This is a genomic window from Stenotrophomonas sp. 10L48 (assembly GCF_056395105.1).
On record NZ_JBFTIX010000012.1, the window covers coordinates 32244 to 58035 of the forward strand.

23 protein-coding genes and 1 tRNA gene are annotated in these 25792 nt (G+C 66.6%); 14 read left to right on the top strand and 10 right to left on the bottom strand.

All coding sequences use genetic code 11. From position 1 onward, the window contains the following. Positions 1-395 precede the first annotated feature (395 nt). Both AC1DCU_RS17735 and AC1DCU_RS17740 read left to right on the top strand, forming a co-directional pair. Complete coding sequence (locus AC1DCU_RS17735; RefSeq protein ID WP_032976686.1) at positions 396-1799, top strand: hypothetical protein; 1404 nt, start codon at positions 396-398, stop codon at positions 1797-1799. Continuing rightward, entirely contained in the window at positions 1796-1945 is a 150-nt protein-coding gene (locus AC1DCU_RS17740; protein ID WP_154881118.1) for a hypothetical protein, read from the top strand. Before AC1DCU_RS17735 ends, AC1DCU_RS17740 begins: the two co-directional genes overlap by 4 nt. Positions 1946-1959: 14 nt before the next feature. Here AC1DCU_RS17740 and AC1DCU_RS17745 read toward each other — a convergent pair. The 4 genes from AC1DCU_RS17745 to dtd all read right to left on the bottom strand — a co-directional run bounded on the left by AC1DCU_RS17745 (position 1960) and on the right by dtd (position 5047). Next, a tRNA-Ile gene (locus tag AC1DCU_RS17745) sits at positions 1960-2035 on the bottom strand. Positions 2036-2079: 44 nt separating this feature from the next. Then, a complete protein-coding gene (locus AC1DCU_RS17750; RefSeq protein WP_394123264.1) occupies positions 2080-2391 on the bottom strand; it encodes a hypothetical protein in 312 nt (103 codons plus the stop codon). Between the two features lie 274 nt (positions 2392-2665). Next, on the bottom strand, positions 2666-4516 hold the full coding sequence (rpoD, locus tag AC1DCU_RS17755) for an RNA polymerase sigma factor RpoD (RefSeq protein WP_032976684.1): 1851 nt from the start codon (positions 4514-4516) through the stop codon (positions 2666-2668). A 90-nt stretch (positions 4517-4606) separates the two neighbouring features. Beyond that, positions 4607-5047, bottom strand: a complete 441-nt coding sequence (gene dtd / locus AC1DCU_RS17760) for a D-aminoacyl-tRNA deacylase (RefSeq protein ID WP_032976683.1) — start codon at positions 5045-5047, stop codon at positions 4607-4609. Between the two features lie 61 nt (positions 5048-5108). On the opposite strand from dtd, the gene AC1DCU_RS17765 reads away from it, so the two are divergent. The 4 genes from AC1DCU_RS17765 to AC1DCU_RS17780 all read left to right on the top strand — a co-directional run bounded on the left by AC1DCU_RS17765 (position 5109) and on the right by AC1DCU_RS17780 (position 9364). Further along, positions 5109-6029 (top strand): lauroyl acyltransferase, encoded by a 921-nt coding sequence (locus tag AC1DCU_RS17765; protein ID WP_025879049.1) that lies wholly within the window; start codon positions 5109-5111, stop codon positions 6027-6029. A 74-nt stretch (positions 6030-6103) separates the two neighbouring features. Further along, complete coding sequence (ribA, locus tag AC1DCU_RS17770) at positions 6104-7237, top strand: GTP cyclohydrolase II RibA (protein WP_032976682.1); 1134 nt, start codon at positions 6104-6106, stop codon at positions 7235-7237. 112 nt (positions 7238-7349) lie between these two features. After that, the gene (locus AC1DCU_RS17775; protein ID WP_088101515.1) at positions 7350-7826 is read left to right on the top strand and encodes a PH domain-containing protein; all 477 of its coding nucleotides are present in this window, start codon (positions 7350-7352) and stop codon (positions 7824-7826) included. After that, the gene (locus AC1DCU_RS17780) at positions 7823-9364 is read left to right on the top strand and encodes a PH domain-containing protein (protein ID WP_025879052.1); all 1542 of its coding nucleotides are present in this window, start codon (positions 7823-7825) and stop codon (positions 9362-9364) included. The genes AC1DCU_RS17775 and AC1DCU_RS17780 overlap by 4 nt, the downstream gene beginning before the upstream one ends. A 262-nt stretch (positions 9365-9626) precedes the next feature. Here the strand turns inward: AC1DCU_RS17780 and AC1DCU_RS17785 are convergent, their stop codons facing one another. Then, a complete protein-coding gene (locus AC1DCU_RS17785; protein ID WP_032976715.1) occupies positions 9627-10685 on the bottom strand; it encodes a CDP-glycerol glycerophosphotransferase family protein in 1059 nt (352 codons plus the stop codon). Here AC1DCU_RS17785 and AC1DCU_RS17790 point away from each other — a divergent pair. Then, the gene (locus AC1DCU_RS17790; protein WP_032976680.1) at positions 10684-11490 is read left to right on the top strand and encodes a glycosyltransferase family 2 protein; all 807 of its coding nucleotides are present in this window, start codon (positions 10684-10686) and stop codon (positions 11488-11490) included. The genes AC1DCU_RS17785 and AC1DCU_RS17790 overlap by 2 nt on opposite strands. 25 nt (positions 11491-11515) lie before the next feature. Here the strand turns inward: AC1DCU_RS17790 and AC1DCU_RS17795 are convergent, their stop codons facing one another. From AC1DCU_RS17795 to def, 5 genes are all read right to left on the bottom strand, one after another. Continuing rightward, the gene (locus tag AC1DCU_RS17795) at positions 11516-12691 is read right to left on the bottom strand and encodes an O-antigen ligase family protein (RefSeq protein ID WP_223497314.1); all 1176 of its coding nucleotides are present in this window, start codon (positions 12689-12691) and stop codon (positions 11516-11518) included. A 233-nt stretch (positions 12692-12924) separates the two neighbouring features. Further along, the gene (locus AC1DCU_RS17800) at positions 12925-14637 is read right to left on the bottom strand and encodes an ArnT family glycosyltransferase (protein ID WP_032976679.1); all 1713 of its coding nucleotides are present in this window, start codon (positions 14635-14637) and stop codon (positions 12925-12927) included. 22 nt (positions 14638-14659) lie between these two features. Continuing rightward, on the bottom strand, positions 14660-15991 hold the full coding sequence (gene rsmB, locus AC1DCU_RS17805) for a 16S rRNA (cytosine(967)-C(5))-methyltransferase RsmB (RefSeq protein ID WP_032976678.1): 1332 nt from the start codon (positions 15989-15991) through the stop codon (positions 14660-14662). Between the two features lie 3 nt (positions 15992-15994). After that, a complete protein-coding gene (fmt, locus tag AC1DCU_RS17810; RefSeq protein WP_032976677.1) occupies positions 15995-16918 on the bottom strand; it encodes a methionyl-tRNA formyltransferase in 924 nt (307 codons plus the stop codon). A 121-nt stretch (positions 16919-17039) separates the two neighbouring features. Next, positions 17040-17552: a peptide deformylase gene (gene def, locus AC1DCU_RS17815; protein WP_025879059.1), complete on the bottom strand. Its 513-nt coding sequence runs from the start codon at positions 17550-17552 to the stop codon at positions 17040-17042. A gap of 128 nt (positions 17553-17680) precedes the next feature. Between def and AC1DCU_RS17820 the strand changes: the two genes are divergently transcribed. The 7 genes from AC1DCU_RS17820 to tsaC all read left to right on the top strand — a co-directional run bounded on the left by AC1DCU_RS17820 (position 17681) and on the right by tsaC (position 25749). After that, positions 17681-18808, top strand: a complete 1128-nt coding sequence (locus AC1DCU_RS17820) for a LysM peptidoglycan-binding domain-containing protein (protein ID WP_032976676.1) — start codon at positions 17681-17683, stop codon at positions 18806-18808. A gap of 132 nt (positions 18809-18940) precedes the next feature. After that, positions 18941-20068 (top strand): DNA-processing protein DprA, encoded by a 1128-nt coding sequence (dprA, locus tag AC1DCU_RS17825; protein WP_032976675.1) that lies wholly within the window; start codon positions 18941-18943, stop codon positions 20066-20068. A gap of 43 nt (positions 20069-20111) precedes the next feature. Continuing rightward, a complete protein-coding gene (locus AC1DCU_RS17830; RefSeq protein ID WP_025879062.1) occupies positions 20112-20585 on the top strand; it encodes a DUF494 family protein in 474 nt (157 codons plus the stop codon). Positions 20586-20624: 39 nt separating this feature from the next. Next, the gene (locus tag AC1DCU_RS17835; RefSeq protein WP_032976674.1) at positions 20625-21359 is read left to right on the top strand and encodes a GYF domain-containing protein; all 735 of its coding nucleotides are present in this window, start codon (positions 20625-20627) and stop codon (positions 21357-21359) included. A 48-nt stretch (positions 21360-21407) separates the two neighbouring features. Next, entirely contained in the window at positions 21408-22337 is a 930-nt protein-coding gene (locus AC1DCU_RS17840) for an RDD family protein (RefSeq protein WP_032976672.1), read from the top strand. 222 nt (positions 22338-22559) lie between these two features. After that, on the top strand, positions 22560-25067 hold the full coding sequence (locus AC1DCU_RS17845) for a DNA topoisomerase I (RefSeq protein WP_442251674.1): 2508 nt from the start codon (positions 22560-22562) through the stop codon (positions 25065-25067). A 121-nt stretch (positions 25068-25188) separates the two neighbouring features. Then, positions 25189-25749: an L-threonylcarbamoyladenylate synthase type 1 TsaC gene (gene tsaC, locus AC1DCU_RS17850; RefSeq protein WP_032976670.1), complete on the top strand. Its 561-nt coding sequence runs from the start codon at positions 25189-25191 to the stop codon at positions 25747-25749. Positions 25750-25792 lie beyond the last annotated feature (43 nt).

Genomic DNA, 25792 nt, shown 5'->3' on the forward strand with positions numbered 1-25792 from the left:
AGGATGGCTGGCTCATCCTGGCATTGGTAATGATGACCCCGGACGCGGCCTATGCCGCTACATTAACCGCATGGCCTGAGCAGAAACCGGTGGGTCATTACAGTGCAGACTAACGGTTCGCGATAAACCACCGGGAGGGCTGAGCAATGCTGAGTGTGAGGCTTCAGGGAAGTGGCTGTGGACGGGGTGATATGCGCGAAACTGCCGGCAAGGCTTTCATTCGACTGGTACCCATAGCTCCAAAGCCATGGGCTCTGTTGGCAACCTTGCTCCTGTGGGCTCTCCTCACAGCAAACGCATGGGCCGGGACGCGTGATTGCCTCGCGTCCGGCCTTGAGGTCGACACAGCCATGTCAAAGGCGACTTTGCGAGTGACAGCTCGGAGTACGCCCAAATTGAACCTGCAGGAGTGGCAAGCGTCGAAGCGCTCCCGCTCGGACGAACACGTCTACACCTTGGATATCAGCAGGAGCCTGCTTCCCGAAGGAAGAAAGTACCCGCTGATCATCAGGTTGGCGCCCTCTACTGTCGCGATCAACCTCCAGCCCTTGATCAATCCTGATGATTCGCAGTTTGAACGCCTATGTGGCGATATCGATCCAGGAACCTCACAGCTTCCAGCAAGCTCTCCAGTGACGTTGTTCGAAGGCTACGCATTCTTCAGCGATGGGCGGCCAATACCAGTTCCAACGCTGCTGGCGGATCAAGGCGTGCCACAGGCGTTCAGGAGCCAATATCAGGATTGGCTGGAGAAGGCCCAGAAGTTCTATAGGCGTGCCCTGGGACCTGAGCCGCACAGCGTGAGCTCTGTAATCTTCTTGCTTGAGCAGGGCGCCAATACCCAGCAGGGCTGCCGCTTCAGCGGAAGCTCATTGCCCGGACTGCTGCTGATTGGCCTTCGTGCGGGCTGCCTGGACACCTCAAAAGGCTTTCCAAATGACTTGTCTCACTTCATTGCCCATGAAGCATTTCATCAATGGAATCAAGATGTGCAGATGATGGAGTCACTCCCGCAGGAAAGCAGAATTATGCTGCTCGAGGGCGGGGCAGAAATGGCAGCGAGCTTGTTTCTGTCGGAGGTGACCGGGAGTAAGGAGCAAGGGATCACGCGCGACGTAGGCGCAGCTGCGGAGTCATGTATCGACCAGGCAGAGTACAAGAAGCGACCATTGAATGACCTGATCAGTGGGGGCGAGTATCAACTCGCGTACTCCTGCGGGATGGTCTACACCTTCATCAACCTCATCCGGATAGATTCTGATCCAGCAGTCGCTCTGGGCACGTTCTGGAAAAGTACCCTGCAAGAGAACTCCTCGTCGCGTTTCAATGGAAGTACCGACTTCAATGAGGCATTCGGTGCGCGATCGCCGGTGCAGAACGCCATGATCGAACTTCTAGCCCAGAATGGCTACGCGCTTCGCGAAACGATCAGCGGCTTGAGCAAGGACCAGCAGTTCCGCATTGCCGCGGAACTGATGCGAGAGGTTTCACGCAACGACTGCCAAGGGAACTACGGCCTGTTTACCGGTGGCGGAGTGATTGTGCTTGATCCCGAAGTGAAGACCTGCAGCTCTCTGAGGCCTGGGGGAAAACCCGTGGCAGTAGATGGGTTTGATTTTAGAGAGCATGTGTTGGACGCGCGATCTGCATGGATTTCAGCTTGCCGGAATGGAGGAGCCGTGAGCATCGACTATTCCGACAGCTCCGCGAAACCGTCGATCGTGTCGTGCCAATCCCCCCCAAGATCCCTGTACACGCCGTTTCATCTTTCTCGAATCACGCCTAGGGGGCAACCATGATCGACGTACTCAACAGCGACGTATCTTCCCCGATTCAGAAGCTACATGAGCTGCAGGTCATCATCGGGATCACCGAGCGCTGCGGYAGTGAATTTTCCCGGCAATTTTTCCGCCGGCACAAAAAAGGCACTTGGGCCGCCGCCTAAGTGCCTGTTTTTTATGGTGGGCCCACCAGGATTCGAACCTGGAACCAAGGGATTATGAGTCCCCTGCTCTAACCGTTGAGCTATAGGCCCTGCGCAGCGTCACAGTGTAGTGGAGCACGGCCGGAGTCGGCTACTCAGTCGGCAGCAGCAAGCGCCTCGCCAACACGCTGCAACCGTCGCTCCGCCATCCCCGCCAACCGCTCCATCTCCAGCAGATGCGCCTGGAACAGCGCCACCGCCTTCATCGCGCCCTCCAGCCCCCTCCGGTTGCCACCGGCAAACCCCGCAACCATCTGTTCTCCCGATTGCGTCAGCAGCGCCAGCGTGGCCCGTCGGGCGAAGCCCAGCCGATCCTCCAGTTCGTCCTGCATGACGTCCTCCCACGTCATCAACGGCGGGAAATCCAGGGCAGCAACAACAGGTACATCATGTTCAACAGCCTTCATGGCCAAGCTCCAATGCTCAACAGGGGTGATGCCGCAGATACACGCGTTGCACGTGTCCCCGCAGCGCGTCCGCCTCGGTGCCGGTGATCCGGCCCGCCCACGAGGTGTGTTGAGCACCTGCATCGCCAGCGTGCGTCTGGCATCCCTGCACGTCAAAGGGCGGATGCGTCATCGCCAACCGCGGCCAAGCATGGCCACGGCTCCACACCGGATCCCCCAAAGAAGAACCCCGCCGAAGCGGGGTTTCTCTCAACACGTCAGCACTACCTGGATATCAATCGATATCCAGGAAGCTGCGCAGCTGCTCCGAACGGCTCGGGTGACGCAGCTTGCGCAGGGCCTTCGCTTCGATCTGGCGGATGCGCTCGCGGGTCACGTCGAACTGCTTGCCGACTTCCTCGAGGGTGTGGTCGGTGTTCATGTCGATGCCGAAGCGCATGCGCAGCACCTTGGCTTCCCTCGGGGTGAGGCCGGCCAGCACGTCGCGCACGGTTTCAGACAGGTTGATGTTGGTGGTGTTCTCGATCGGGGACTCCACGTTGGTGTCCTCGATGAAGTCGCCCAGATGGGAATCCTCGTCGTCGCCGATCGGGGTTTCCATCGAGATCGGCTCCTTGGCGATCTTCATCACCTTGCGGATCTTGTCTTCCGGCATGTCCATTTCCTTGGCCAGCTCCTCCGGCGTAGCCTCGCGGCCGTACTGCTGGAGCATCTGGCGGGAAATGCGGTTCAACTTGTTGATCGTTTCGATCATGTGCACCGGAATACGGATGGTGCGCGCCTGGTCGGCGATCGAACGGGTGATGGCCTGGCGGATCCACCAGGTCGCATACGTGGAGAACTTGTAGCCGCGGCGGTACTCGAACTTGTCCACGGCCTTCATCAGGCCGATGTTGCCTTCCTGGATCAGGTCGAGGAACTGCAGGCCGCGGTTGGTGTACTTCTTGGCGATGGAGATCACCAGGCGCAGGTTGGCCTCGACCATTTCCTTCTTGGCCTTGCGCGCCTTGGCTTCGCCGTAGGCCATGGCACGGCTGAGTTCCTTCAGCTCGTCCAGGTCCAGCAGGGTGACCTTCTCGATGTCGATGGTGGCCTGCTGCTCGGACACGATCTGGTCCTTCACTTCACGCAGCGCCGAAGACCACTTCTGCTTGCGCTTCAGTGCGTCTTCCACCCACTCCAGGTTGGTCTGGTTGCCTTCCCAGGAACGGATGAAGTCCTTGCGCGGCATGCGGGCAGTGACGGTGGCCAGGTTCAGCACGCGGCGCTCGTGGGCCTTGATGCTGCCCATGGTGTCGCGCAGCTGCTTGGTCAGCACGTCGGTCAGCGGCAGCGGCAGCTTCAGGGTGACGAACACCGCCGACATCTCCTCGCGGAGCTTCAGCAGGTTCTTCTTGTCGCCCTTGGCGGCAGCCTTCTTGAAGGCGTTGAGGGCATCGCCCAGCGCCTGCATGCGCGCAGCCACTTCCTCCGGATCCGGACCGGTCGGCGCGGCTTCTTCATCGCCGCCGTCGACGTCGTCTTCTTCCTCGTCGGCGTCGGCATCGGCGTCGTCCGCGTCATCGGCCACCACAGCGGCCGGGGCCGGCACGTCGTCGGTCAGGTCGTTGAAGCCGACGATCACTTCGGCAAGGCGCTTGCGGCCTTCCTTGTGCGCTTCGTAATCGGTCAGCAGCGATTCGACCGACACCGGGAACTGGCCGAGTGCGGCCTGGACCTGGGACAGGCCTTCTTCGATGCGCTTGGCAATGGCGATTTCGCCTTCGCGGGTCAGCAGCTCGACGGTACCCATTTCGCGCATGTACATGCGCACCGGGTCGGTGGTACGGCCACCTTCGGTGTCGAGCGCGCTCAGCGCGGCGGCAGCTTCTTCGGCTGCGGTGTCGTCGACCTCACGGTTGCCCGTGTTGCCGTCGTTGAGAAGCAGGGTTTCCACATCCGGAGCAACTTCATGGACATCAATGCCCATGCCGTTGATCATGCCGATGATGTCTTCGATCTGTTCCGGGTCGACCATGTCGTCGGGCAGATGGTCATTGACTTCGGCATAGGTCAGGTAGCCCTGTTCCAGGCCCTTGCTGATCAGTTGCTTGATTTCGGATTGGGCAGGACGTTCGTTGGCCATGTAGTGCTCGCGCCACCGGCTAGGGGGAAATAGGGAACGTAGCATTATACCAGCCCGGGGCCCGGCCTGCCGGGCGGTGGTCCCGGCGGCCTAGGGCCTGAGGAGGAAGGTCACGGGACCGTCGTTGACCAGGCTGACGACCATATGGGCACCGAAGCGGCCCGTTTCCACCCCCGGCGCGTGATTTTCACGACAGATGTCGACAAATCGATTGAACCCGCGTTCAGCCTCCTGCGGCGGTGCCGCGCTGGTGAAGCTTGGCCGCATGCCGGAACGGGTGTCCGCGGCCAGGGTGAACTGGCTGACCAGCAGCAGGCCGCCGCCGGTATCACGCAGCGAGCGGTTCATTTTTCCGGCCTCATCTGCAAACACACGGTAGCCGAGCAGGCGTTCGGCCATCCGCTGCAACTGGGCCTCGGTATCGCCCGGCTCCATGCCGACCAGGGCCAGCAGGCCGGGGCCGATCTGCCCCACCGCCTCACCTTCCACATGCACGGCAGCCTGGCTGACACGTTGAATCAGGACGAGCATCGGCGGGCTTCCAGGCAAGGGGCCGGCCACGATAGCAGCGCCCTTGGCTAAACTGGGGCCGATGAATCCACACCGCAAAGCCCGGCTGGTCTACCGCGCCACCACCCTGTTCGCCCGCCTGCCCTGGCCATTGCTGCGCGGGTTCGCGCGCGCCCTGGCCTGGACGTGGGTGCGCCTCGATGCCCGCGAGAGCCGCGTCACCCGCCGCAACCTGGAGCTGGCCTACCCCGAGCTGGACGCGCCGGCACGCGACCGCCTGCAGCGCGAACTGCTGCGCTCCACCGCCCTGCAGGCCATCGAGACCCTGCGCCTGTGGAGCCGGAAGCCCGCCGACAACCTGCGCCTGCACCTGAAGGAGCGCCACGGCCAGGCGCTGTACGACGCGGCCCTGGCCAGCGGCAAGGGCGTGATCGTGGCGGCCCCGCACTACGGCAACTGGGAGCTGCTGAACCAGTGGCTGGCCTCGCGCGGCCAGATCGCCATCGTCTACAAGCCGCCGGAGGACGAGGCCAGCGATGCCTTCCTGCAGATCGTGCGGGGCGGCGACAACGTGCAGCAGGTGCGCGCCGAAGGCCCGGCCGTGCGCCAGCTGTTCAAGGTGCTCAAGGACGGCGGTGCCACCGGCATCCTGCCCGACCAGCAGCCCAAGGCCGGCGACGGCGTGTTCGTGCCGTTCTTCGGCGTGCAGGCACTGACCATGACCCTGGTCAACCGCCTGGCCGAGCGCACCGGCGCGACCGTGCTGTATGGCTGGTGCGAGCGCATCGGCCCGGACATGGAATTTGCCCTGCACATCGAGCCGACCGACCCGGCCGTGGCCGATCCGGACCCGCACGTGGCGGCCACCGCGCTCAACGCGGGCATCGAACGCATCGCGCGCCGCGACCCGGCGCAGTACCAGTGGACCTACAAGCGCTATACGCTGCGGCCACCGGGCAGCGGCGAGGAAGACCCGTACGCGACCGACGAACATCCGCACTGAGAGCCGCTGCACCGGCCTGCGACACACCGCCGCAGCACGTTGAATACGACGCTGGCGCCCCCATAGAGACACCGATGTCCGCCTCCCCCGGTCCTGCCATGTCTGCTTCCTCCCTGTTCGGTGATCCGGCAGCGATCCGCTGCGAGCGCGCGGTCGCCGAACTGCGCGCCGGTCGCCCGGTCCTGCTCCACGATGGCCAGGGCCAGCGCCTGGCGGTGATCGCGCTGGACAGCGCCACTGCCAGCAGCTTCGCCGCCTTCGCCAGTGCCGCGCGCGAGCGCCATTACCTGTACCTGACCGCCACCCGCGCCCGCGTGCTCGGCGTGGAGGCCCCCGAGGGCGCGCGCCTGCCGCTGGCCGGCGTTGCCTTCGATGCCCTGCCCTCGCTGGGCTACCTGCGCGAACCCGGACCGATGCCCGCGGCTTGGAGCGCAGGCGATGCGTTCGATGCCGGCGCTGTCGAACTGGCCCGGCTGGGCCTGCTGTTGCCGGCGATGGTGGCCGTGCGCCTGGATGCAGACGACGCCACGTTCGATGGCGCGGCCGAGGTTGGCCTGTGCGATCTGGCCGAAGGCGCCGCGCACGCCGCACATGATTACGAACTGGTGGCGCGTTCTCCGGTGCCGCTGCGCGACGTCGGCATGACCACCTTCGCGGTGTTCCGCGGTGGCGTCGCCCAGCGCGACCAGGTAGCGATCATCGTCGGCGAACCGGACCTGTCCGCAGTGGTGCCGGTGCGCGTGCATTCGTCCTGCCTCACCGGCGACCTGTTCGGTTCGCTCAAGTGCGATTGCGGCGACCAGCTGCGGCGCGGCCTGCGCAAACTGAAGGAACTGGGCGGCGGCGTGCTGCTGTACCTGGACCAGGAAGGCCGCGGTACCGGCATCGCCGCGAAGATGCGCGCCTACGGCTACCAGCACGACGGCCTGGATACCATCGACGCCGATGCGCAGCTGGGCTTCGGCGCCGACGAGCGCCGCTACGGCAGCGCGGTGGCGATGCTGCGCGGGCTGGGTGTATCCCGTGTTGCCCTGCTCAGCAACAACCCGACCAAGGCACAGCGCCTGCGCAATGCCGGCATCGAAGTGCTGGACTGCATTCCGGTCACCGGCGAGATCACCGCCGAGAACGAGCACTACCTGCGCACCAAGGCCGACCGCGCCGGCCATCTGCTGGATGTCGATGCGCTGATCCAGGCCGCCCAGTAACGCGGGCGACCTGCTAACGTCTGCGCGGTGCGGCCATCACCGCGCCTGCCCGCCCTGCTGCCCGACGGACGCCCGCGTGACCGAACTGCCCTTGCCTGTTGCTGCTGCCGAAATGCCCCTCGACCACTGGCAACCCCTGCCGCGGCGCGCTGCCCGGTTGGCGGCGCTGGAGGGCGCCTTCGGCGGACTGTTCATCCCCGGCGCACCGCTGGCGGCCCTCTGGTGGTTCTTCGATCTTCCCGGTGGCCTGTGGGCAGCGATGCTGGGCCTGCTGGTCGGCCTCGCCTTCGGCGCCTGGATCGGCCATCGGCGCCTGACCCGCACCCGCTGGCGGCTGGACGCACAGGGCCTGGGCCTGCGCCGCGACCTGATGTGGCAGCTGGAGACCCGCATCCCCATTTCGCGCGTGCAGCACCTGGACCTGCGTCGCGGGCCCCTGGAGCGGCGTGCAGGCCTGGCCACGCTGATCGTGCATACCGCCGGCACCCGCCTGAGTGCGGTCACCGTCAGCGGCCTGGACGAAGCCGATGCCGAGCGCCTGCGTGACACCCTGGCCCATCAGCTCGACCAGGACGCCGACGCCCTGTGAGCCTGCCCCCGCCCCTGCCGCCCTCGCTGCCCAGCGGTGGCGACGAGCATCGCCTGCATCCGTGGTCGTGGCTGTTCGTGCTGCTGATGCAGCTGCGCCACTATTTCCTGCCGCTGGTCGCGTTGCTGGTGTTCGGCCAACGCGGCGACCGCGATCCGATGTGGGCACAGTTGATCCCGTTGACCGCCATCGCCGCGCTGGTGCTGGTGTCGGTGCTGCAGTACCTCAGCTACCGCTATCGCATCGGCAACGATGCGATCACCGTGCGCAGCGGCCTGCTGGCGCGCAACCGGCGCGAGATTCCCTTCGCCCGCATCCACAACGTGGAAGTGCGGCAGAACCCGTTGCACCGGTTGTTCGGGGTTGCCGAACTGCGCCTGGAATCGGCCGGCGGGGTGCGTCCGGAAGCGGAGATGCGCGTGCTGCGGCTGGACCAGGCGCTGGCCCTGGAACAACTGGTGCGCCAGCGTGGACAGGCGCCCCAGCCGACGCCGGGCGACGCGCCGGCTGCCGATGTCGTGCCATCCGACGACGAGCAGGTACTGCTGCGCCTGTCGAGCTGGGACGTGCTGCGCATGGGCCTGCTGTCCAACCGTGGCTGGGCGCTGGCGATCGCCGCCTTCGGCGTCCTGTTCCAGACCGTACCGCGCCCGGTGATGGACGATGCCATCCAGCGTGGCGGGCGCGAGGCCTTCGGCTACGCCAGCCACCTGCATGCCGGGGTGACCGGCGGGCTGGTGCTGTTGGCGGCCGCGTTGCTGCTGGGCTGGCTGCTGCTGCGGGTGTTGTCGGTGGTGTTGACGCTGCTGCGCTACCACGGCTTCACCCTCAGCGAGCGCGAACGGCGTCTGACCGTCTCCACCGGCCTGCTCAGCCGCACCCGCAGCAGCGTCGCGCGCCGCCGCATCCAGGCATGGACGCTGGGCGAGAGCACCCTGCAACGCTGGTTCGGGCTGCGCCAGCTGCGTATTGACAGCGCCGCCGGTGGTCCCTCGCGCGACGACGACCGCGCGCTGCGCGAACTGGCACCGCTGGCTGGTGCAAGCGCCTGCGATGGGCTGGTGCGCCACCTGCTGCCGCAGCTGCAATGGCCGCCGCAGCAGTGGCAACCGATTCCGCAACGCGGATGGTGGCGATTGTCGCTGTCCACCTTGCTGGTGGTGCCGTTGCTGACCGCCGCGCTGTACTGGCGCTGGGGCCTGCCGGCCCTGGCACTGCTGGCCTGGCTGCCGGTCAGCCTGTTGATCGCGCACCGGCAGATGGCGCGGATGGGCTGGCACCTGGATGGCCAGTTCGTGGCGGTGCGCGGCGGCTGGTGGAAGCGCTGGTGGCGCTGGGCCGAGCTGGACAAAGTGCAGGGCCTGCGCCTGCAGCGCTCGCCGCTGGACAAGCTGTTGGGTACGGCCAGCCTGCAGCTGGACACCGCCGGTGCGCATGGCGATGTGGCACTGGCACTGCGCTACCTGCCGCAGGCGCGTGCACAGGCGTTGATGGAAGAACTGGCCACGGCGCTGGCACGGCGCAAGCTGCGCTGGTAGCGCGGCCGATCGTTGAACCGCCATCCACGCATGGCGTGGATCTACTTCACCATCCACGCATGGCGTGGATCTACTCCACCACCCACGCATGGCGTGGATCTACTGCACCACCCACGCATGGCGTGGATCTACTGCACCACCCACGCATGGCGTGGATCTACTGCACCACCCACGCATGGCGTGGATCTACGGTAGTGCCGGCCGCTGGCCGGCAAACGCAGGCATTCCGGTGGTTGCCGGCCAGCGGCCGGCACTACCCACATCACCGCTGCGACGGACCCCAGTAGCCCAGGTCCTTGCGGATCTGCAGGTCGCGCACCCAGCTGCCAAACGGCTTGCGACGCAGCACGCCCATTTCGCCGGACAGGAAATCCTCGGTGGCGGCGATCACCCGCTCGCTGGACCGGCCATCGCGATAGGGGTGGATGGCATCGGCGTAACGCACGATCTCCGCCTGCAACGCAGCGTCGGGATGCAGCGCGCGCGCCAGCATGGCCGGCAGCTGCTGCGGATCATCGAAATCGATCATGTGCGGCTTTGGCACGCGGTTGCGGAAGGTCACCACCGGCTTGTGCTGGACGATGAACTCCGAAACGATCGATGAGGTGTCCGACACCAGCACGTCGGCGGCGCGCTGGGCTGCCATCACCTGCTCCGGTTCGATGAAACGCGCATTGGCGCCGGCCAGCGCGCGGTAGCGTTCGAACAGTTCCGGCGGGCACTTCGGGTGCAGGGTCAGCAGCCAGTAGTGCTGACCGGCGGCGATGTCGGCCGCGATCTGCGCATGCAGGTGCGGGGCGGCGCTCAAGCGCTCGGTGAAGGTTGAACCGAACAGGATCACCGGGCGGCCGCCGGCTGCACTGCGCAGCGCGGCACTGTCGCCACCGTCGTCGCGGAACAGCGGGTCCAGCTTCGGCCAGCCGGTTTCCGCCACGGCGAAATGGCCCTGCACTGCCGCGATCCCGCGGAACGGCGCGGTGGTGGCAGGGCCCTGCGTGCAGTACAGGTCGAACATGCCGCGCACCCGGAAGTGGCCACGCGCACTGTCGCGCTTTTCCACGTTGAAGCCATGGAACAGCTGCACCTTGGCCCCCGACAGGAAGGTCGGCACCCAGTTGGCCGCGCTGAACACCGCCCGCGGCCGCATCGCCAGGGCCTGCTTCAGGCCGATGTTGGGCACGCCGGGCAGCTGGCTGCCAGCCGCGCCATCTTCGAACCAGGCGGCCACTTCCTGGCCGGAAGCGTGCAAGGCTTGCACCAACGGGGCGAGAATAGGCAGCGCATAGCGCTCCGTCGCAAACAACAGGTACCCGGCCATCATGTCCTCCACGACCGCTCCCATCGAACGGCCTCGCATCTCGGCCTGCATTATCGCGTTCAACGAGGCCGGGCGCATCGGCGACTGCCTGGCCTCGCTGGCCTTCTGCGATGAGATCGTGGTGGTGGACTCGCAGTCCACCGACGCCACGGTGGCCATCGCCGAGGCGGCCGGCGCCCGCGTGCTGCAGCGTCCGTTCGATGGCTTCCGCAGCCAGAAGGCGTTCTGCGTCGAGCAGGCCACCCACCACTGGGTGCTGTGCCTGGACGCCGACGAGCGCATCAGCCCGGAACTGCGCACGGCCATCGAGCAGGCCCGCGACGGCGGCTTTGCAGGTCATGCGGGTTACCGCTTCGCCCGCCTGTCGGAGTACTTCGGCAGGTTCCTGCGCCACGGCAATGCCTATCCGGACCGGGTGCTGCGCCTGTTCGACCGCCGCCACGGCGGCTGGCGCGGCAAGCGCGAGATCCATGAGGCGGCCAGTGTCGATGGCACGGTCGGCACCCTGCGCGGGGACCTCATCCACTTCCCCTATCGCTCGCTGCAGCAGCAGCTGGCCAAGACCGAGAAGTACGCACGGATGATGGCCGAACACGAGTTCGCGCGTGGCAAGCGGGCCACCCTCGGCAAGCTGGTGCTGGCCCCGGCCTGGCGGTTCTGGCGCGGCTTCCTGTTCCGTGGCGGCTTCCGCGACGGCTGGCATGGCCTGGTGTATGCCTACGTGCGCGCCAACTACGTACGTCAGAAGACCATCATGCTGTGGATGCTGGGCAACGGTCAGGCCGTGTCCGATCCGCCCAACCCCTGAGTGCGGAGCCGAGCGTGGCTGAACGCTACCGGGCGTTCTTTGCCCGGTGCCGGGCACCTTCCACGATCGACAGGCCGGTCAGCAGGCCGACGATGGTGACGTAGAAGCTTGCGGTCATCTGGTGCGCGAACATCGACTGGGTCAGCCCGCACAGGATGTAGGACACCACCACCATCACGCCGGCCGCGGCAGGGCCGCGGAAGGTAGCGTGCCCGCTGCGCCGGTGCAGGCGCACGAACACCCAAAGGGGTACGCCATATACGGCCAGCAGCAGCAACACGCCCGGCAGGCCCTGGGTAGCCCCCCACTCGGCCAGATCGTTGTGCGCATGGCGCAGGTGGCAGCGGATTTCCTGCGGGTTCTCGCGACAGACCGGCACCCGCTTCATGGCCATGTCGAAATGGCCGATGCCTACCCCGGTCAGCGGATGGTCGAGGAAGGTCTCCCACGCCACCTGCAGGCGCTCGACGCGCGCCCCAGCCGAAGAGTCGCTGTCCCCCTGCTCCATGCGCTGCACATCGCTGTGCAGTTCGGACAACCGCACCTGGTGGCGCAGTTCGGGCACCGACAGCAGCAGGGTCGCGCCGATGGCCAGCATGCCGGCAAGCACTGAAAGACGCGCCGCGCCGGTGCGCCAGCGCAGGCTCAGTGCCAGCACCACCAGCAGCGCCAGCAGGGCCGCGAACACGCCCCGGCTTCCGGTCAGGATGATGGTCCCGCAACCAGCAGCCATGCCGACGATCACCAGCGACCAACGCCGCGACGGCCGGCAGAACACCAGCAGCACCATCAGCATCATCACGATGTCGGCGAGCACGATCGCGTTGGTGAACAGTTCGGCGCGTGCCGCACCCTGGAACACCTGCAGTGCCGAAAGCACGAAGGTGCCCACCAGCCCGGCCAATGCACCGCGCCACAGCCAGCGCATGTCCGGGCGCAGCGCACACACCCACAGTGCGATCCACGGGATGACCAGGAAGCGGGATCGATTGTCGACATCGCGCAGGCCCTGTTCGAACAGCACGACCGACACGATGGCCATCAACAGCACCGCCAGCATCAGCCAGCTGAGAACCTTGATCGGCTGCTTGTCCATACGCCGGGCCTGCCACAGCAGGCCGGGCACCATCGCCGTGCTGACCAGCAGCAGCAGCGCGTAGGGCAACAGGTTGATCGGGATGGTCAGCACCAGTGCCGGCATGCAGAACAGGCCGATCTGCGCCAGCCAGTGCGCCGCGCGCGGGAGCTTGCCTGCGGGGACGCCCAGCGGATCGCCGATCGTGGATTCCAGGTTGTGCTGTAAAGCTGCCACGTCGAAAAAGTTCGCTGCAATCCGGCGGAATGAACGGGATCACCGGCACGGCCAATCCCACGCTGATGTTTTACTGCCTTTGCTGTCGCTTGGGCAGTCTGGACAAGCACGGGCCAGGATGGTTATTCCTCACGTTGCAGCCGTCGTTCACGTTCGCGTTCCTTCGCGCTGGCCACGCAGCGGCCCTGCACGGCAGCAGCCGGTACCAGCCACCAGCGGCGGCGATTGGCAATTCCCGCCAACTCGGCGTGGTTGCGGTCGATGCAGGGCAACAGCGCGTCTTCGTGGACCAGCAACCAGCGGCGCCGGGGCGCCAACTGCTGCCATTCCACGGCCGCAGCCAGCTGCCCATCCCAAGGCTCGTTGAAACCGAAGGTGGCTGCCGGGCGGTCGGCCATCAGCAGATTCTGCTCTTTCCAGGCCACCAGCCCCAGCTCCGCGTCGGCGCCGATACGCTGGCCGGTGTGCCGCATCAGGCCGCGGGCGGAACTTGAATCATTCAGCAGCGGATAGCCGATCAGGCTGTACAGCACCCAGACGGCAGTCAGGGTCGAGACCAGGGCCAGCTCGCGGCGGGCGCGCCCGAACAGCAGCAGGCTGGCCACACCCCAGCCGCCCATCGCCATCGCCGCCCAGGCCAGGGCGTTCATTTCGCCATTGCCGATGCCCCGCGTCTGCATCAGCCGCACTTCGAAGCCGGGCTTGCCCAGCAGGGCAGACAACCCGGCGGCCAACGTCCCCAGCGACAGCAGCAGGGTGAACGCGCCCAGCAGCCATTGCACATCGCGCCGGCGCAGCAGCCCCGGCAGCAACGGCGCCAGCGCCAGGCAGAACATCGGCAGCGCAGGCAGGATGTAGACGTCGCGCTTGCCATTGGGGATCGAGAAGAACAGCACGATCAGCGCCCACCAGCCCAGCAGCAACAGATAGCGTGCGTCCCGGCGCTGCAGCCGGCGCCGCCAGGCGGGGATCGCCCACGGCACCGCCAGGAAGGCCGGAATCCACATCGACGGCATGGTGCCCAGGAAGTACCACCATGGCTGGTGGTGGTCCCACGATTGCGCATAGCGCTTGGCGGTCTGCCGGAACAGGATGTCGTCCATGTAGGCCAGGTATTCGCCGGAACGGGTGGCCAGCGCGGTCATCACCATCGGCACCAGCCACAGCGCGACGGCCAGCACGAATGCCAGCGGCGCCAGCCAGAAGCGCAGGTCGCGCGCATGCAGCCGCACCCGTGGCCAGTGCAGGGCAGAACCGATCACCGCTGGCACGATCATCAGCAGCGCGATCACGCCCACGCCCTTGGTGATCACCCCGATGCCGGCAAAGAACCAGCCCAGCCACCACCAGCGCCAAGCAGGCCCCAGCAACAGGTGGCGAAGCAGGCCATAGTTGGCCAGGGTGATGAACAACACCACCAGCGGGTCGATCTGCGCCTTCTTCGCCTGGAAGGTGAACTGCAGGGCGAACAGCAGCGCCCAGCCAGCGTACAGGCCGACCTGGCGTGTCCACAGGCGCCGGCCGAGGTCGACCACGCACCACAGCGTGCCCAGTGCAGCGATCAGCGAAGGCAGCAGGAACGCCACGCGCCAGTTGCCGATCACGCTGTACAGCGTGGCCTGCCACCACATCAGCATCGGCGGCTTGTCCGAGTACAGCTCCAGCCCACGGTGCGGGAACAGCCAGTCGCCGCTGTCCACCATCTGCTTGGCGACCAAGGCGAAGCGCGGTTCGTCCGAGGGCCAGGGATCGCGTAGTCCCAGCCCGGCACCCAACACCAACAGGGCCATCACAACGAACAGCCACGTCTGGCGTGACGCACGGGTTTTCAGCATGGGGGCTCGGACAGCGGTTGGGTCAGCCCTTTTTTAGCAGACGCGCGTAGAAAAATCCGTCAGCATCGTTTTCACCGGGCAGGCGCTGGCGAGCAATACCGTCACAATCCAGACCAAATGCGTCATCCAGCGCGACCGCTTCCGCATCCGCGTGCCATTTCAGGAAGCCCTTTACCTGATCGACGTTTTCCGCGCGCAGGATCGAGCAGGTGGCATACAGCAACACACCACCGGGGCGCAGCATCGACCAGCAGGCTTCCAGCAGGCGGGCCTGGATGCCGACCAGCGCATCGATGTCTTCCGCACGGCGATGGAACATCACGTCCGGCTGCCGGCGGATGACGCCGGTGGCCGAGCACGGTGCGTCCAGCAGGATCGCGTCGAACGGAACGCCGTCCCACCATGCCCCCGGATCGCTGGCATCGGCCACCTGCACCTGCGCGCCTTCGCCCACACCGGTGCGGGCGAACGTATCCCTTGCGCGCGCCAGACGACGGGCATCGATATCCAGCGCCAGCAATTGCAGGCTGGGGTCACGCTCGAGCAGGTGCGCCGACTTGCCGCCCGGGGCGGCACAGGCGTCGAGCACGCGGCTGCCTGCCGGCGGCGCCAGCGCGTCGGCTGCACACTGCGCCGACAGATCCTGCACCGACAGCAGGCCTTCGCCGAAACCGGGCAGCTGGTTCACCGGAACCGGCACGGCCAGTCGCAGCGCATCGGCGCTCAGCGCGCTGGCTTCGGCGGCAATGCCCACCTCGGCCAGGGCCGCCATCATCTTGTCGCGCCCGCCCTGCTGGCGGTTGGCACGCAGCCACAGCGGCGCTGGCTGCAGGCTGGCGGCGAAGATCGCCTCGGCCTGTGCCGGCCAGTCGTGCTCGACGGCCTCGGCCAGCCATGCCGGAAATGCGTCGCGCGCCGGTTGTTCGGGGAAGCCTTCGCGCTGGGCCCGTCGCAGGATCGCATTGACCAGGCCAGCCTGGCGTTCGCGGCCAAGTGCGCGTGCAGCATCGACCGTCGCCGACAGGGCCGCATGGGCAGGCAGTTCCAGCACATCCAGCTGGGCGAAGCCCACCATCAGCAACGTGCGCAGGTCGGCATCGCGTGCGGACAGCGGCTTCTGCATCCATCCCTGCAGGGCGGCGTCATAGGTGCTGCGACGGCGCAGCACCGCAAAGCACAACGCTTCAAGCAGCGCGCGGTCGCGGGTGTCGGACAGCTTCGGCAGCGCCCAGGCCAGTTCCGCCTTGAGCGAACGACCGCGGGTGAACACCTGCGCCAGCACGCGCGCAGCCAGCATGCGGGTGGCCGCGCCCGGCGCCGCCTTGGCGATGGAAAAATCGTTTGCCTTGCTCACCCGTCAAACCCCCACGCGCAGATCACGGCGCGCATTGAGGTAGTCGGCAGCGGTGATTGCCTTGCCGCCTTCGCGCTGCAGCACGCGCAGGCGCAACGCGCCCTGCCCGCAGGCGATGTCGATGCCCTCGCGGCCCGCGGCCAGCACCGTGCCCGGCGCCTGGCCATGCGTCACATCCAGCGCCACCGCGCCGTGGATGCGCACGCGCTCACCGGCCAGCAGTGCCTCGGCAATCGGCCACGGATTGAATGCACGCACCGTGCGCGCCAGCGCTTCTGCGTCCTGCGCCCAGTCCAGTTTTGCCTCGGCTTTGTCCAGCTTGTGCGCGTATGTCACGCCCTGCTCCGGCTGCGGCCGTGCGATCGGCTTGATGCCGGCGCGCAGCAGGCCCAGCCCATCGGACAGCACCTGCGCGCCGAGCTCGGCCAGCTTGTCGTGCAGCTGGCCACCGGTATCGGTAGCGGCGATCGGCAGCTCCTGGTGCAGCAGCACCGGGCCCGTATCCAGGCCGGCTTCCATCTGCATCAGGCAGACGCCGGTCTTGCTGTCACCGGCCTGGATGGCGCGCTGGATCGGTGCGGCGCCGCGCCAGCGCGGCAGCAGCGAACCATGCACGTTCCAGCAACCGTGGGTCGGAATGGTCAGCACCGCCTTGGGCAGGATCAGGCCATAGGCCACCACCACCATCAGGTCCGGCTGCAGGTCACGCAGCTGCTGCTGGGCCACTTCGTCCTTCAGCGTTTCCGGCTGGTACACGGGGATGCCACGGGCGACCGCTTCCAGCTTGACCGGCGAAGGCGCCAGACCACGGCCGCGACCGGCAGGGCGATCGGGCTGGGTATAGACAGCCACCACCTCGTGATGACGCGCGGCCGCGCGCAGCGAAGACACCGCGAATTCCGGCGTACCGGCAAAGACAATCCTCATGGCAACCCCACTTGCAGGATGAAATCGTGCAGGAAAAAAAACGGCGCCGTCGGCCGGCGCCATGCAGCCCGCGCGTCACGCGCAGGCGCGGGCCACCCCGAAGGGCGGCCCGGAGCAGCGATCACGCCACGTGCTTGCGCTGCTTGGCCAGCTTCTTGCGGACCATCTCGCGCTTCAGCGGCGACAGGTAATCGATGAACAGCTTGCCGTCCAGATGGTCCATCTCGTGCTGCACGCAGACCGCCAGCAGGCCGTCGGTGGTCAACTCCTGCGGCTGCCCCTGGCGATCCAGGAACTTGACGGTGATGGTGTCGGCACGGGTCACGTCGGCGAAGATGCCAGGCACCGACAGGCAGCCTTCCTGGTACACCTGGCCCCCGTCCTTGGCGACGATTTCCGGGTTGATGAAGACGCGCGGCTCGTTCTTTTCTTCGCTCACGTCGATGACCATGAAGCGCTGGTGCACGTCCACCTGGCTGGCAGCCAGGCCGATGCCCGGGGCGTCGTACATGGTCTCGAACATGTTGTCGAGCAGCTCCTGGAACGCCGGCGTGGTCACTTCGGCGGCATCGATCAACGCAGCCTTGGTACGCAGGCGCGGATCGGGGAACTCAAGGATGGGGAGTAAAGCCATGGCAGTTTCCGGGGTTGGGGCCGGGGTACGCCGGCATACGTCGCAGATTCTAGCTCCAACGCTTGCCTTGCGCCCCGGTTTCTGGACTATAGTGCGCGAACCTGTTGGGGAATCAGGGCTTCACACCTATGTTGCTTCGTTTTCGTACGGTCGTCGCCGCGGCGATGCTGACCGTGGCTGCCTATGCTACCGCCGTGGAAGTGAATGGCGGGCACCCGGACACCTATGTGGTCCGCAAAGGGGACACCCTGTGGGACATCGCAGGACGATTCCTGCAGAAACCATGGCTGTGGCCGGAGATATGGCAGGCCAATCCGCAGGTCGCCAATCCACACCTGATCTATCCCGGTGACGTCCTCAGCCTGGCCTACCTGGACCGCGTGACGGCCCAGCCCGGCCCGCGCCAGGAAGCCCCGGTAACCGGCGTGCCGCTGGCCCAGGTCGAGCCGTTCCTGAAGCAGCTCAGCGTGGTCGACAGCATCGAACAGCTGCCCTATGTGGTCGGCCTGGAAGACAACCGCCTGCGCGCCACCGGTGGGCAGACCGCCTATGTGCGCCTGGCCGACGCCCAGGTCGGGCAGCGCTGGGCCGTGGTCCGCCCGACCGTGCGCTACGCCCAGCCCAAGCCCACCGAGGACCTGACCGCCAACGGCGACGTCACCCCGGGCAGCGGCAATCTCTGGAAGGCCTTCAGCGCGCCCAACCACCGCCGCGGCGTGCTGGGTTACGAGCTGGCACAGGTCGGCACCGGCACCATCACCCAGGTGGCCGGCGGCAAGACCGAAGCGTCGACCCTGGCGCTGGACAACGCCAGCGGCGGCCGTGAAGTACGTGCAGGCGACCGCCTGGTGCCGGTCGAGGCCACGCCGTACGACCTGCAGTTCTTCCCGCATGTGCCCGCAGCCGGCGTGGAAGGCGTGGATGTACGCGTGCTGGCAGTCACCGATATGTTCACTACCGGCGGCCCGCGCGATGTGATCGCGATTTCCGCTGGTCGCGCCCAGGGCGTGGACAACGGCACCGTGTTCTCGCTGTGGCGCCATGGCAGCCACGTGGCGCACCGGATGAAGTTCCCGGGGTCCTCTCGCATGGACGACTCGATCAGCACCGGCGCCGGCCGGGTCAGCCTGCCGGATGAGTACGCCGCGCATGCCATGGTCTTCCGCACCTTCGACAACGTCAGCTATGCGTTGGTGATGCAGGGTGTGAAGCCGGTGCGTGTGGGCTACAGCGCGCTGCATCCGGACGCGAAATGATCCGGCGCCGGGCCCCGCCCGGCCTCGGCAGGGAGTGCCGGCCGCATCGGCCGGCAACCTCCGGGATACCCTGACAGCAATACGCGAAGGCGCCCTAGGGCGCCTTTGTTGCGTGAGGCCGATAGTCGGGGGATGACTGAGCATGGACATGAGGCGCTGCTGCGCCTGTTGATCGCGGCTGGTTCCCTGGCACCCAGGCGCGCGCTGCTGCAGACCACCGGCAATGCGGATGCAGCGTTGGCGCTCGGTGTTGCAGGCTGGCGGGCCCACGGCTGCACACCGGAACAATGCGCTGCGCTGGAGCGTCCCGACACCCGCGCCCTCGCGCTGGCGCAGCGCTGGCTGCAGCAGCCTGATCATCATCTGCTGGCCTGCAACGATCCAGCCTTCCCGCCCCTCCTGCTTGATGCACCCAATCCGCCCCTGGCGCTGTTCGTTGCCGGCGATCCGGCCATCGCCTGGCGTCCTGCGGTGGCCCTGGTCGGCAGCCGTTCACCCACCCCCGCCGGTCGTGCCCTGGCCGCCCGGTTTGCCACCTGCTTCGTCGAGGCCGGGCTGGCGGTGACCAGTGGATTGGCGGCAGGCATCGATGCGGCCGCCCACCAGGCGGCGCTGGAGGCAGGCGGCTGCACCCTCGCGGTGATAGGCACTGGCCCGGACCGCGCCTATCCCACCAGCCATGCCCGCCTTCAGGCAAGAATCGCCACCGACGGCGCGGTGCTCAGCGAGTACCTGCCAGGTACGCCCGCACGGCCGGGTCACTTCCCCGCGCGCAACCGGCTGGTGGCCGGGTTGGCCCTGGCCACGGTGGTGGTCGAGGCCGCACAACGCTCGGGCGCCCTGATCACCGCCCGGCTGGCAGCCGAAGCCGGCCGCGAGGTCTGCGCGATACCCGGTTCGGTACTCAATCCGCGCGCCGTCGGCTGCCACCGGCTCATCCGTGAAGGGGTTGCCCTGGTCGAACGGCCCGAAGAAGTGCTGGAACTGCTGGCCCCGGCACTGCGTCACCAGCTTCCGGGCTTGCAAACCCGGCTTGCCACCCCCACTGAACAGGCAGCGCCGGCGGACCTGCCGGCATGCTGGGCGAACGACGCTGACTACCAGCGCTTGTGGCGGGTGCTGGAGCACGACCCAATCAGTATGGATTCACTGATCACGCAGTGTGGATTGACGGCGTCGGAGGTGTCCTCCATGCTGCTGGCCATGGAACTTGCGGGGATCGTGGTGTGCGTACACGGCCGCTACTGTCGACGTCCCTAGTTTCTTCACCTCCACAGCGTCGCGCGACGCAGGCCGAGGGGCAATGAAAGAGAGCATCCTGGATGTACTGTTGTACCTGTTTGAACACTATTTCAGCGAAGATGCGGACCTGATCCGTGACCGCGACTCACTGCAGAATGGCCTGATCCAGGCCGGTTTCAGCCCCACTGAGATCAACAAGGCATTCGAATGGCTCGATGCCCTGGCAGCGCAGCGCCCAAGCGCGGCCCAGGCCCGGGTCGATGGCCCGGTGCGCATCTATCACGGCCCGGAGCTGGACAAGCTTGACGTGGAGTGCCGTGGTTTCCTGCTGTACCTGGAACAGCACGGCATCCTCGATGCCGGCCAGCGCGAGCTGGTGCTGGACCGGGCGATGGCCCTGGACCAGGACGAACTGGACCTGGACGACCTGAAATGGGTCGTGCTGATGGTGCTGTTCAACCAGCCCGGCGCCGAGGCGGCCTACGCCTGGATGGAAACGCAGATGTTCGTGGACGAGCCAGAACCCCTGCACTGACCGTACACTTGGGGACCGTGCGCATTCAGGAGCGTCCCCGTGAGTGAGTGGTTCCATGCCGAAGGCAACCGCCAGCAAGGCCCGTTGCCCTCGGAACAGTTGATCGAGCTGTTCCGCAGCAACCAGATCACCCTGGACACCCTCGTATGGCGCGACGGCTTGCCGCAATGGCAGCCGTTGCGCAACGTGGTCGACGAACTGGGCCTGATCGTGCCCGCCGTTGATGCAGCCGCCACGGCACCACCGCCGCCGCCTGCCGCCCCTCTGCCGCCCACCCTTCCCCCCGCCTCTCCGTACGCGACCACGCCGATGGACGCTGCCCCGGTCGCGAAGAAGGGCCTGTCCGGCTGCGCGTTGACCGCCATCATCGGCGGCGTCGCACTGCTGGTGGTGGTGCCGATCCTGGCCATCCTGGCCGCGATCGCCCTGCCGGCCTACAACGACTACACCATCAAGGCCAAGGTCGCCGGCGCGGTCACCGTGCTGCAGCCGCTGAAGGACAAGGTCCAGCACTTCGCCGATGACCAGGGCCGCTGCCCGGGCGCCAACGACGCCGGCTTCCCGGCGGCGGACGAATTCGCAGGCCAGGGCCTGTCGGCCGTGCATATCGGCCGCTTCAACAATGGCCACTGCGGCATCGAAGCGACGCTGGCGGTTCCCGGCAAGAGCCAGGATGGCGACCTGCTCTGGCTCGAATACGACCGCGACAGCGGGCGCTGGGAATGCAGCGGCGAAAGCGACGACAAGTATCTGCCCACGCAATGCCGCGGCTGAGCCGCGCATCGGGCAACCCACCAAGGACGACCCAACAGGGGACATGCAATGACTGAGTGGTACTACGCCGAAGGACAGCAACGCCAGGGACCGCTGGAGGTCACCGAGATCCGCCAGCGCTTCCAACGTGGCCAGTTGAACCTGGACACCCTGGTCTGGCGCGAAGGCATGGGGCAGTGGGCGCCGCTGCGGCAGATGGTGGAAGAGCTGGGCCTGCAGACCCTGGCCGATGCCAGCACGTCCACCGCCACCGGTGGCTTCGACCTGCGCAACGACTACGCCGCGATCGACAACGGCACCGCGCCCCTGCCGGGCACCGGCGCCCTCAGCAGCTCGCCGTACACCGCGCCCGGTGCAGGCGGCAGTGACTACTCGCAGCCGGTGCATGGCGGCGAGGTGGTCTATGCCGGCTTCTGGAAGCGCTTTGCCGCCTACCTGATCGACTACTTCGTCCTGCTGATTCCCAGCGGCGTGGTCGGTGGCGTACTGGGCTTCGTGCTCGGCGCGGGCATGGGTGCTGCCGGCAGCGGCGAAACAGCGGTTGAAGTGGTCACCCAGCTGATCAGTGGCCTGGCCGGCCTGTTCATCGCCGCCGCTTACTACGGCTGGTTCCATGCCTCCCGCGGCGGTGCCACCCTCGGCAAGATGGCCATCGGCATCAAGGTCGTGCGCGGCAATGGCGATCGCCTGACCCTGGGCCGCAGCATCGGCCGCTATTTCGCCACCATCCTCAGTGGCCTGACACTGTGCATCGGCTACCTGATGGCCGCCTTCACCGAGCGCAAGCAGGGCCTGCATGACCTGATCTGCGACACGGTGGTGGTCGACCGCTGGGCCTATACCGACCAGCCGCAGCTGCAGCGCCGCGAGATGGGCACGGTGACCATCGTGATCCTGGTGCTGGGCGGCCTGCTGATGCTGGCCGGTTTCGCCGCGATCATCTTCGCCGTCGGCGTCATCGCCAACATGGCGTCGTGATCGCGGATCGAGGGCCAATGCGCCGTCGCGGACGGCCATCCTCACGCCCCCCTGCTTGACAATGGCAGGCCGGGCGTGATTCCTCTAATAAGGTGAAACCTGAACGCCCGGCACAGTCCCGGGCGTTCAGTTTATTGATTTGCCCGTGGCCGCTTCACTAATGCGGCCGTTTGCTCCACCCTAGCGGCCCTTCCCCGCGGCTTACCCACAGACCCTGCTGCCATGCCCAAGCACCTGCTCATCGTTGAATCGCCGGCCAAAGCCAAGACGATCAACAAATACCTCGGCAAGGACTACACGGTCCTGGCCTCGTATGGGCACGTGCGTGACCTGATCCCGAAGGAAGGCGCGGTTGACCCGGACAACGGGTTCGCCATGCATTACGACGTGATCGAGAAGAACGAAAAGCATGTCGATGCGATCGCCAAGGCCGCAAAGGGCGCCGACGACATCCTGCTGGCGACCGACCCGGATCGCGAGGGTGAAGCGATCAGCTGGCATATCGCCGAGATCCTGAAGGAGCGCGGGCTGGTCAAGGACAAGCCGATGCAGCGCGTGGTGTTCACCGAGATCACCCCGCGCGCGATCAAGGAAGCCATCAGCCAGCCGCGCGAGATCGCCAGCGACCTGGTCGACGCCCAGCAGGCGCGCCGCGCGCTGGACTACCTGGTCGGTTTCAACCTGTCGCCGGTGTTGTGGCGCAAGGTCCAGCGCGGCCTGTCGGCAGGCCGCGTGCAGAGCCCGGCGCTGCGCATGATCGTCGAGCGCGAGGAAGAGATCGAAGCCTTCATCGCCCGCGAGTACTGGTCGATCGCCGCCGAGTGCGCGCACCCCTCGCAGCATTTCAACGCCAAGCTGGTCAAGCTGGACGGGCAGAAGTTCGAGCAGTTCACCGTCACCGACGGCGACACCGCCGAGGCCGCCCGCCTGCGCATCCAGCAGGCCGCACAGGGCGCCCTGCATGTCACAGACGTGGCCAGCAAGGAGCGCAAGCGCCGCCCCGCGCCGCCATTCACCACCTCCACGCTGCAGCAGGAAGCCTCGCGCAAGCTCGGTTTCACCACGCGCAAGACCATGCAGGTCGCGCAGAAGCTGTACGAAGGCGTGGACATCGGCGGCGACGAAGGCACGGTCGGCCTGATCTCGTACATGCGTACCGACTCGGTGAACCTGTCGCAGGACGCGCTGGCTGAAATCCGCGACGTGATTGCCCGTGATTACGGCATCGCCTCGCTGCCCGACCAGCCCAACACCTACCAGACCAAGTCCAAGAACGCCCAGGAAGCGCACGAAGCGGTGCGCCCGACATCGGCACTGCGCACCCCGGCCCAGGTCGCGCGGTTCCTGACCGACGACGAGCGCAAGCTGTACGAACTGATCTGGAAGCGTGCGGTGGCCTGCCAGATGATCCCGGCAACGCTCAACACCGTCAGCGTGGACCTGTCGGCCGGCAGCGAACATGTGTTCCGCGCCAGCGGCACCACGGTGGTGGTGCCCGGCTTCCTGGCCGTGTACGAGGAAGGCAAGGACAGCAAGAGCGCCGAGGATGACGATGAAGGCCGCAAGCTGCCGGCGATGAAGCCGGGCGACCGCGTGCCGCTGGAGCGCATCGTGGCCGACCAGCACTTCACCCAGCCGCCGCCGCGCTTCACTGAAGCGGCGCTGGTGAAGGCGCTGGAAGAGTACGGCATCGGTCGTCCTTCGACCTACGCCTCGATCATCCAGACCCTGCTGTTCCGCAAGTACGTGGAAATGGAAGGCCGCAGCTTCCGCCCGTCCGATGTCGGCCGTGCGGTGTCCAAGTTCCTGTCCAGCCACTTCACCCAGTACGTCGACTACGACTTCACCGCCAAGCTGGAGGACGAGCTCGATGCCGTCTCGCGTGGCGAGGAAGAGTGGATTCCGCTGATGTCGCGCTTCTGGGGACCGTTCAAGGAACTGGTCGAAGACAAGAAGGAATCGGTCGACCGTGCCGAGGCCAGTGGTGCGCGCGAACTGGGTACCGACCCGAAGACCGGCAAGCCGGTCAGCGTGCGCCTGGGCCGGTTCGGGCCGTACGCGGCCATCGGCAGCACCGCCGAGGATGCCGAGGACAAGCCCAAGTTCGCCTCGCTGCGGCCGGGCCAGTCAATGCACACCATTTCCCTGGAAGACGCGCTGGAACTGTTCCTGATGCCGCGCGCGCTGGGTGAGGACAAGGGCGAGGACGTCAGCGTCGGCATCGGCCGCTTCGGCCCGTTCGCCAAGCGCGGCAGCACCTACGCCTCGCTGAAGAAGGAAGACGATCCGTACACCATCGACCTGGCCCGCGCCGTGTTCCTGATCGAAGAGAAGGAAGAAATCGCGCGCAACCGGATCATCAAGGAGTTCGAGGGCAGCGACATCCAGGTGCTGAACGGTCGTTTCGGCCCGTACATCAGCGACGGCAAGATGAACGGCAAGATCCCCAAGGATCGTGAACCGGCATCGCTGACCCTGGCCGAGGTGCAGCAGTTGATGGAAGAAACCGGCAAGCCGGTGCGCAAGGGCTTCGGCGCCAAGAAGGCCGCCGCCAAGAAGGCACCGGCAAAGAAGGCGGCAGTGAAGAAGGAAGCCGCGCCGAAGAAGGCTGCTGCCAAGAAGGCGCCGGCCAAGAAGGCGGCTGCGAAGAAGTCCGTGGCCAAGAAGGCACCGGCAAAGAAGGCCGTCAAGAAGGCCGTCAAGAAGGCGGTCAAGAAGGCTGCCAAGTAGATCCACGCCATGCGTGGATGATCTGCCAAGGTGAGCGGACCCACGGTCCGCCCCCACCGCTCCACCCGCTCTGCACGCAGCGGGGGGATAATGAAGGCCCACGCCGGGCCCGGTCGCCGCCATGAAAGAACTCACACTGGACACCGCAGTCGCCACGCTCCGCAGTGGCGGGGTGATTGCCTACCCGACCGAAGCGGTCTGGGGCCTGGGTTGCGATCCTGCGCACGAGGCAGCGGTGCACACGCTGCTGCGACTGAAGCAGCGCCCGATCGAGAAAGGCATGATCCTGGTGGCCGCTGACCTGTCGCAGCTGCAGGGCTGGGTGCGCCTGCAGGCGCTGCCCGATGCACGCCAGCGCGCAGTGCTCGCCAGCTGGCCCGGCGCCAACACCTGGATCCTGCCCGCCGGCACGCGCGCGCCCGGCTGGATCACCGGCGAACACAGCGGCATCGCGGTGCGAATCAGCGCCCATCCCCTGGTAGCAGCCCTGTGCCAGGCCTGGGGTGGCCCCCTGGTCTCCACCAGCGCCAACCTTGCCGGCGAGCCCCCCGCGCGCAGCCGCGAAGAGCTGGACGCTCGCCTGCTGCGCCTGCTCGACGGCATCCTCGATGGGCAGACCGGCGGCCTGGCCCAACCCACGCCGATCCGCGACGCGCTCAGTGGCAACGTACTGCGGTCCTGACAGGTCCATTGCGTCGGTGTTGCCGATCGCGCACGCTGCGCCC

What these genes read in the sequence shown, in the direction of transcription:
- AC1DCU_RS17750 (WP_394123264.1), bottom strand. Translation starts at nt 2,391, where the DNA reads ATGAAGGCTGTTGAACATGATGTACCTGTTGTTGCTGCCCTGGATTTC.
- rpoD (WP_032976684.1), bottom strand. Translation starts at nt 4,516, where the DNA reads ATGGCCAACGAACGTCCTGCCCAATCCGAAATCAAGCAACTGATCAGC.
- dtd (WP_032976683.1), bottom strand. Translation starts at nt 5,047, where the DNA reads ATGCTCGTCCTGATTCAACGTGTCAGCCAGGCTGCCGTGCATGTGGAA.
- AC1DCU_RS17765 (WP_025879049.1), top strand. Translation starts at nt 5,109, where the DNA reads ATGAATCCACACCGCAAAGCCCGGCTGGTCTACCGCGCCACCACCCTG.
- ribA (WP_032976682.1), top strand. Translation starts at nt 6,104, where the DNA reads ATGTCCGCCTCCCCCGGTCCTGCCATGTCTGCTTCCTCCCTGTTCGGT.
- AC1DCU_RS17775 (WP_088101515.1), top strand. Translation starts at nt 7,350, where the DNA reads ATGCCCCTCGACCACTGGCAACCCCTGCCGCGGCGCGCTGCCCGGTTG.
- AC1DCU_RS17790 (WP_032976680.1), top strand. Translation starts at nt 10,684, where the DNA reads ATGTCCTCCACGACCGCTCCCATCGAACGGCCTCGCATCTCGGCCTGC.
- AC1DCU_RS17785 (WP_032976715.1), bottom strand. Translation starts at nt 10,685, where the DNA reads ATGATGGCCGGGTACCTGTTGTTTGCGACGGAGCGCTATGCGCTGCCT.
- AC1DCU_RS17795 (WP_223497314.1), bottom strand. Translation starts at nt 12,691, where the DNA reads ATGCCGGCACTGGTGCTGACCATCCCGATCAACCTGTTGCCCTACGCG.
- AC1DCU_RS17800 (WP_032976679.1), bottom strand. Translation starts at nt 14,637, where the DNA reads ATGCTGAAAACCCGTGCGTCACGCCAGACGTGGCTGTTCGTTGTGATG.
- fmt (WP_032976677.1), bottom strand. Translation starts at nt 16,918, where the DNA reads ATGAGGATTGTCTTTGCCGGTACGCCGGAATTCGCGGTGTCTTCGCTG.
- def (WP_025879059.1), bottom strand. Translation starts at nt 17,552, where the DNA reads ATGGCTTTACTCCCCATCCTTGAGTTCCCCGATCCGCGCCTGCGTACC.
- AC1DCU_RS17820 (WP_032976676.1), top strand. Translation starts at nt 17,681, where the DNA reads ATGTTGCTTCGTTTTCGTACGGTCGTCGCCGCGGCGATGCTGACCGTG.
- dprA (WP_032976675.1), top strand. Translation starts at nt 18,941, where the DNA reads ATGACTGAGCATGGACATGAGGCGCTGCTGCGCCTGTTGATCGCGGCT.
- AC1DCU_RS17830 (WP_025879062.1), top strand. Translation starts at nt 20,112, where the DNA reads ATGAAAGAGAGCATCCTGGATGTACTGTTGTACCTGTTTGAACACTAT.
- AC1DCU_RS17840 (WP_032976672.1), top strand. Translation starts at nt 21,408, where the DNA reads ATGACTGAGTGGTACTACGCCGAAGGACAGCAACGCCAGGGACCGCTG.
- AC1DCU_RS17845 (WP_442251674.1), top strand. Translation starts at nt 22,560, where the DNA reads ATGCCCAAGCACCTGCTCATCGTTGAATCGCCGGCCAAAGCCAAGACG.
- tsaC (WP_032976670.1), top strand. Translation starts at nt 25,189, where the DNA reads ATGAAAGAACTCACACTGGACACCGCAGTCGCCACGCTCCGCAGTGGC.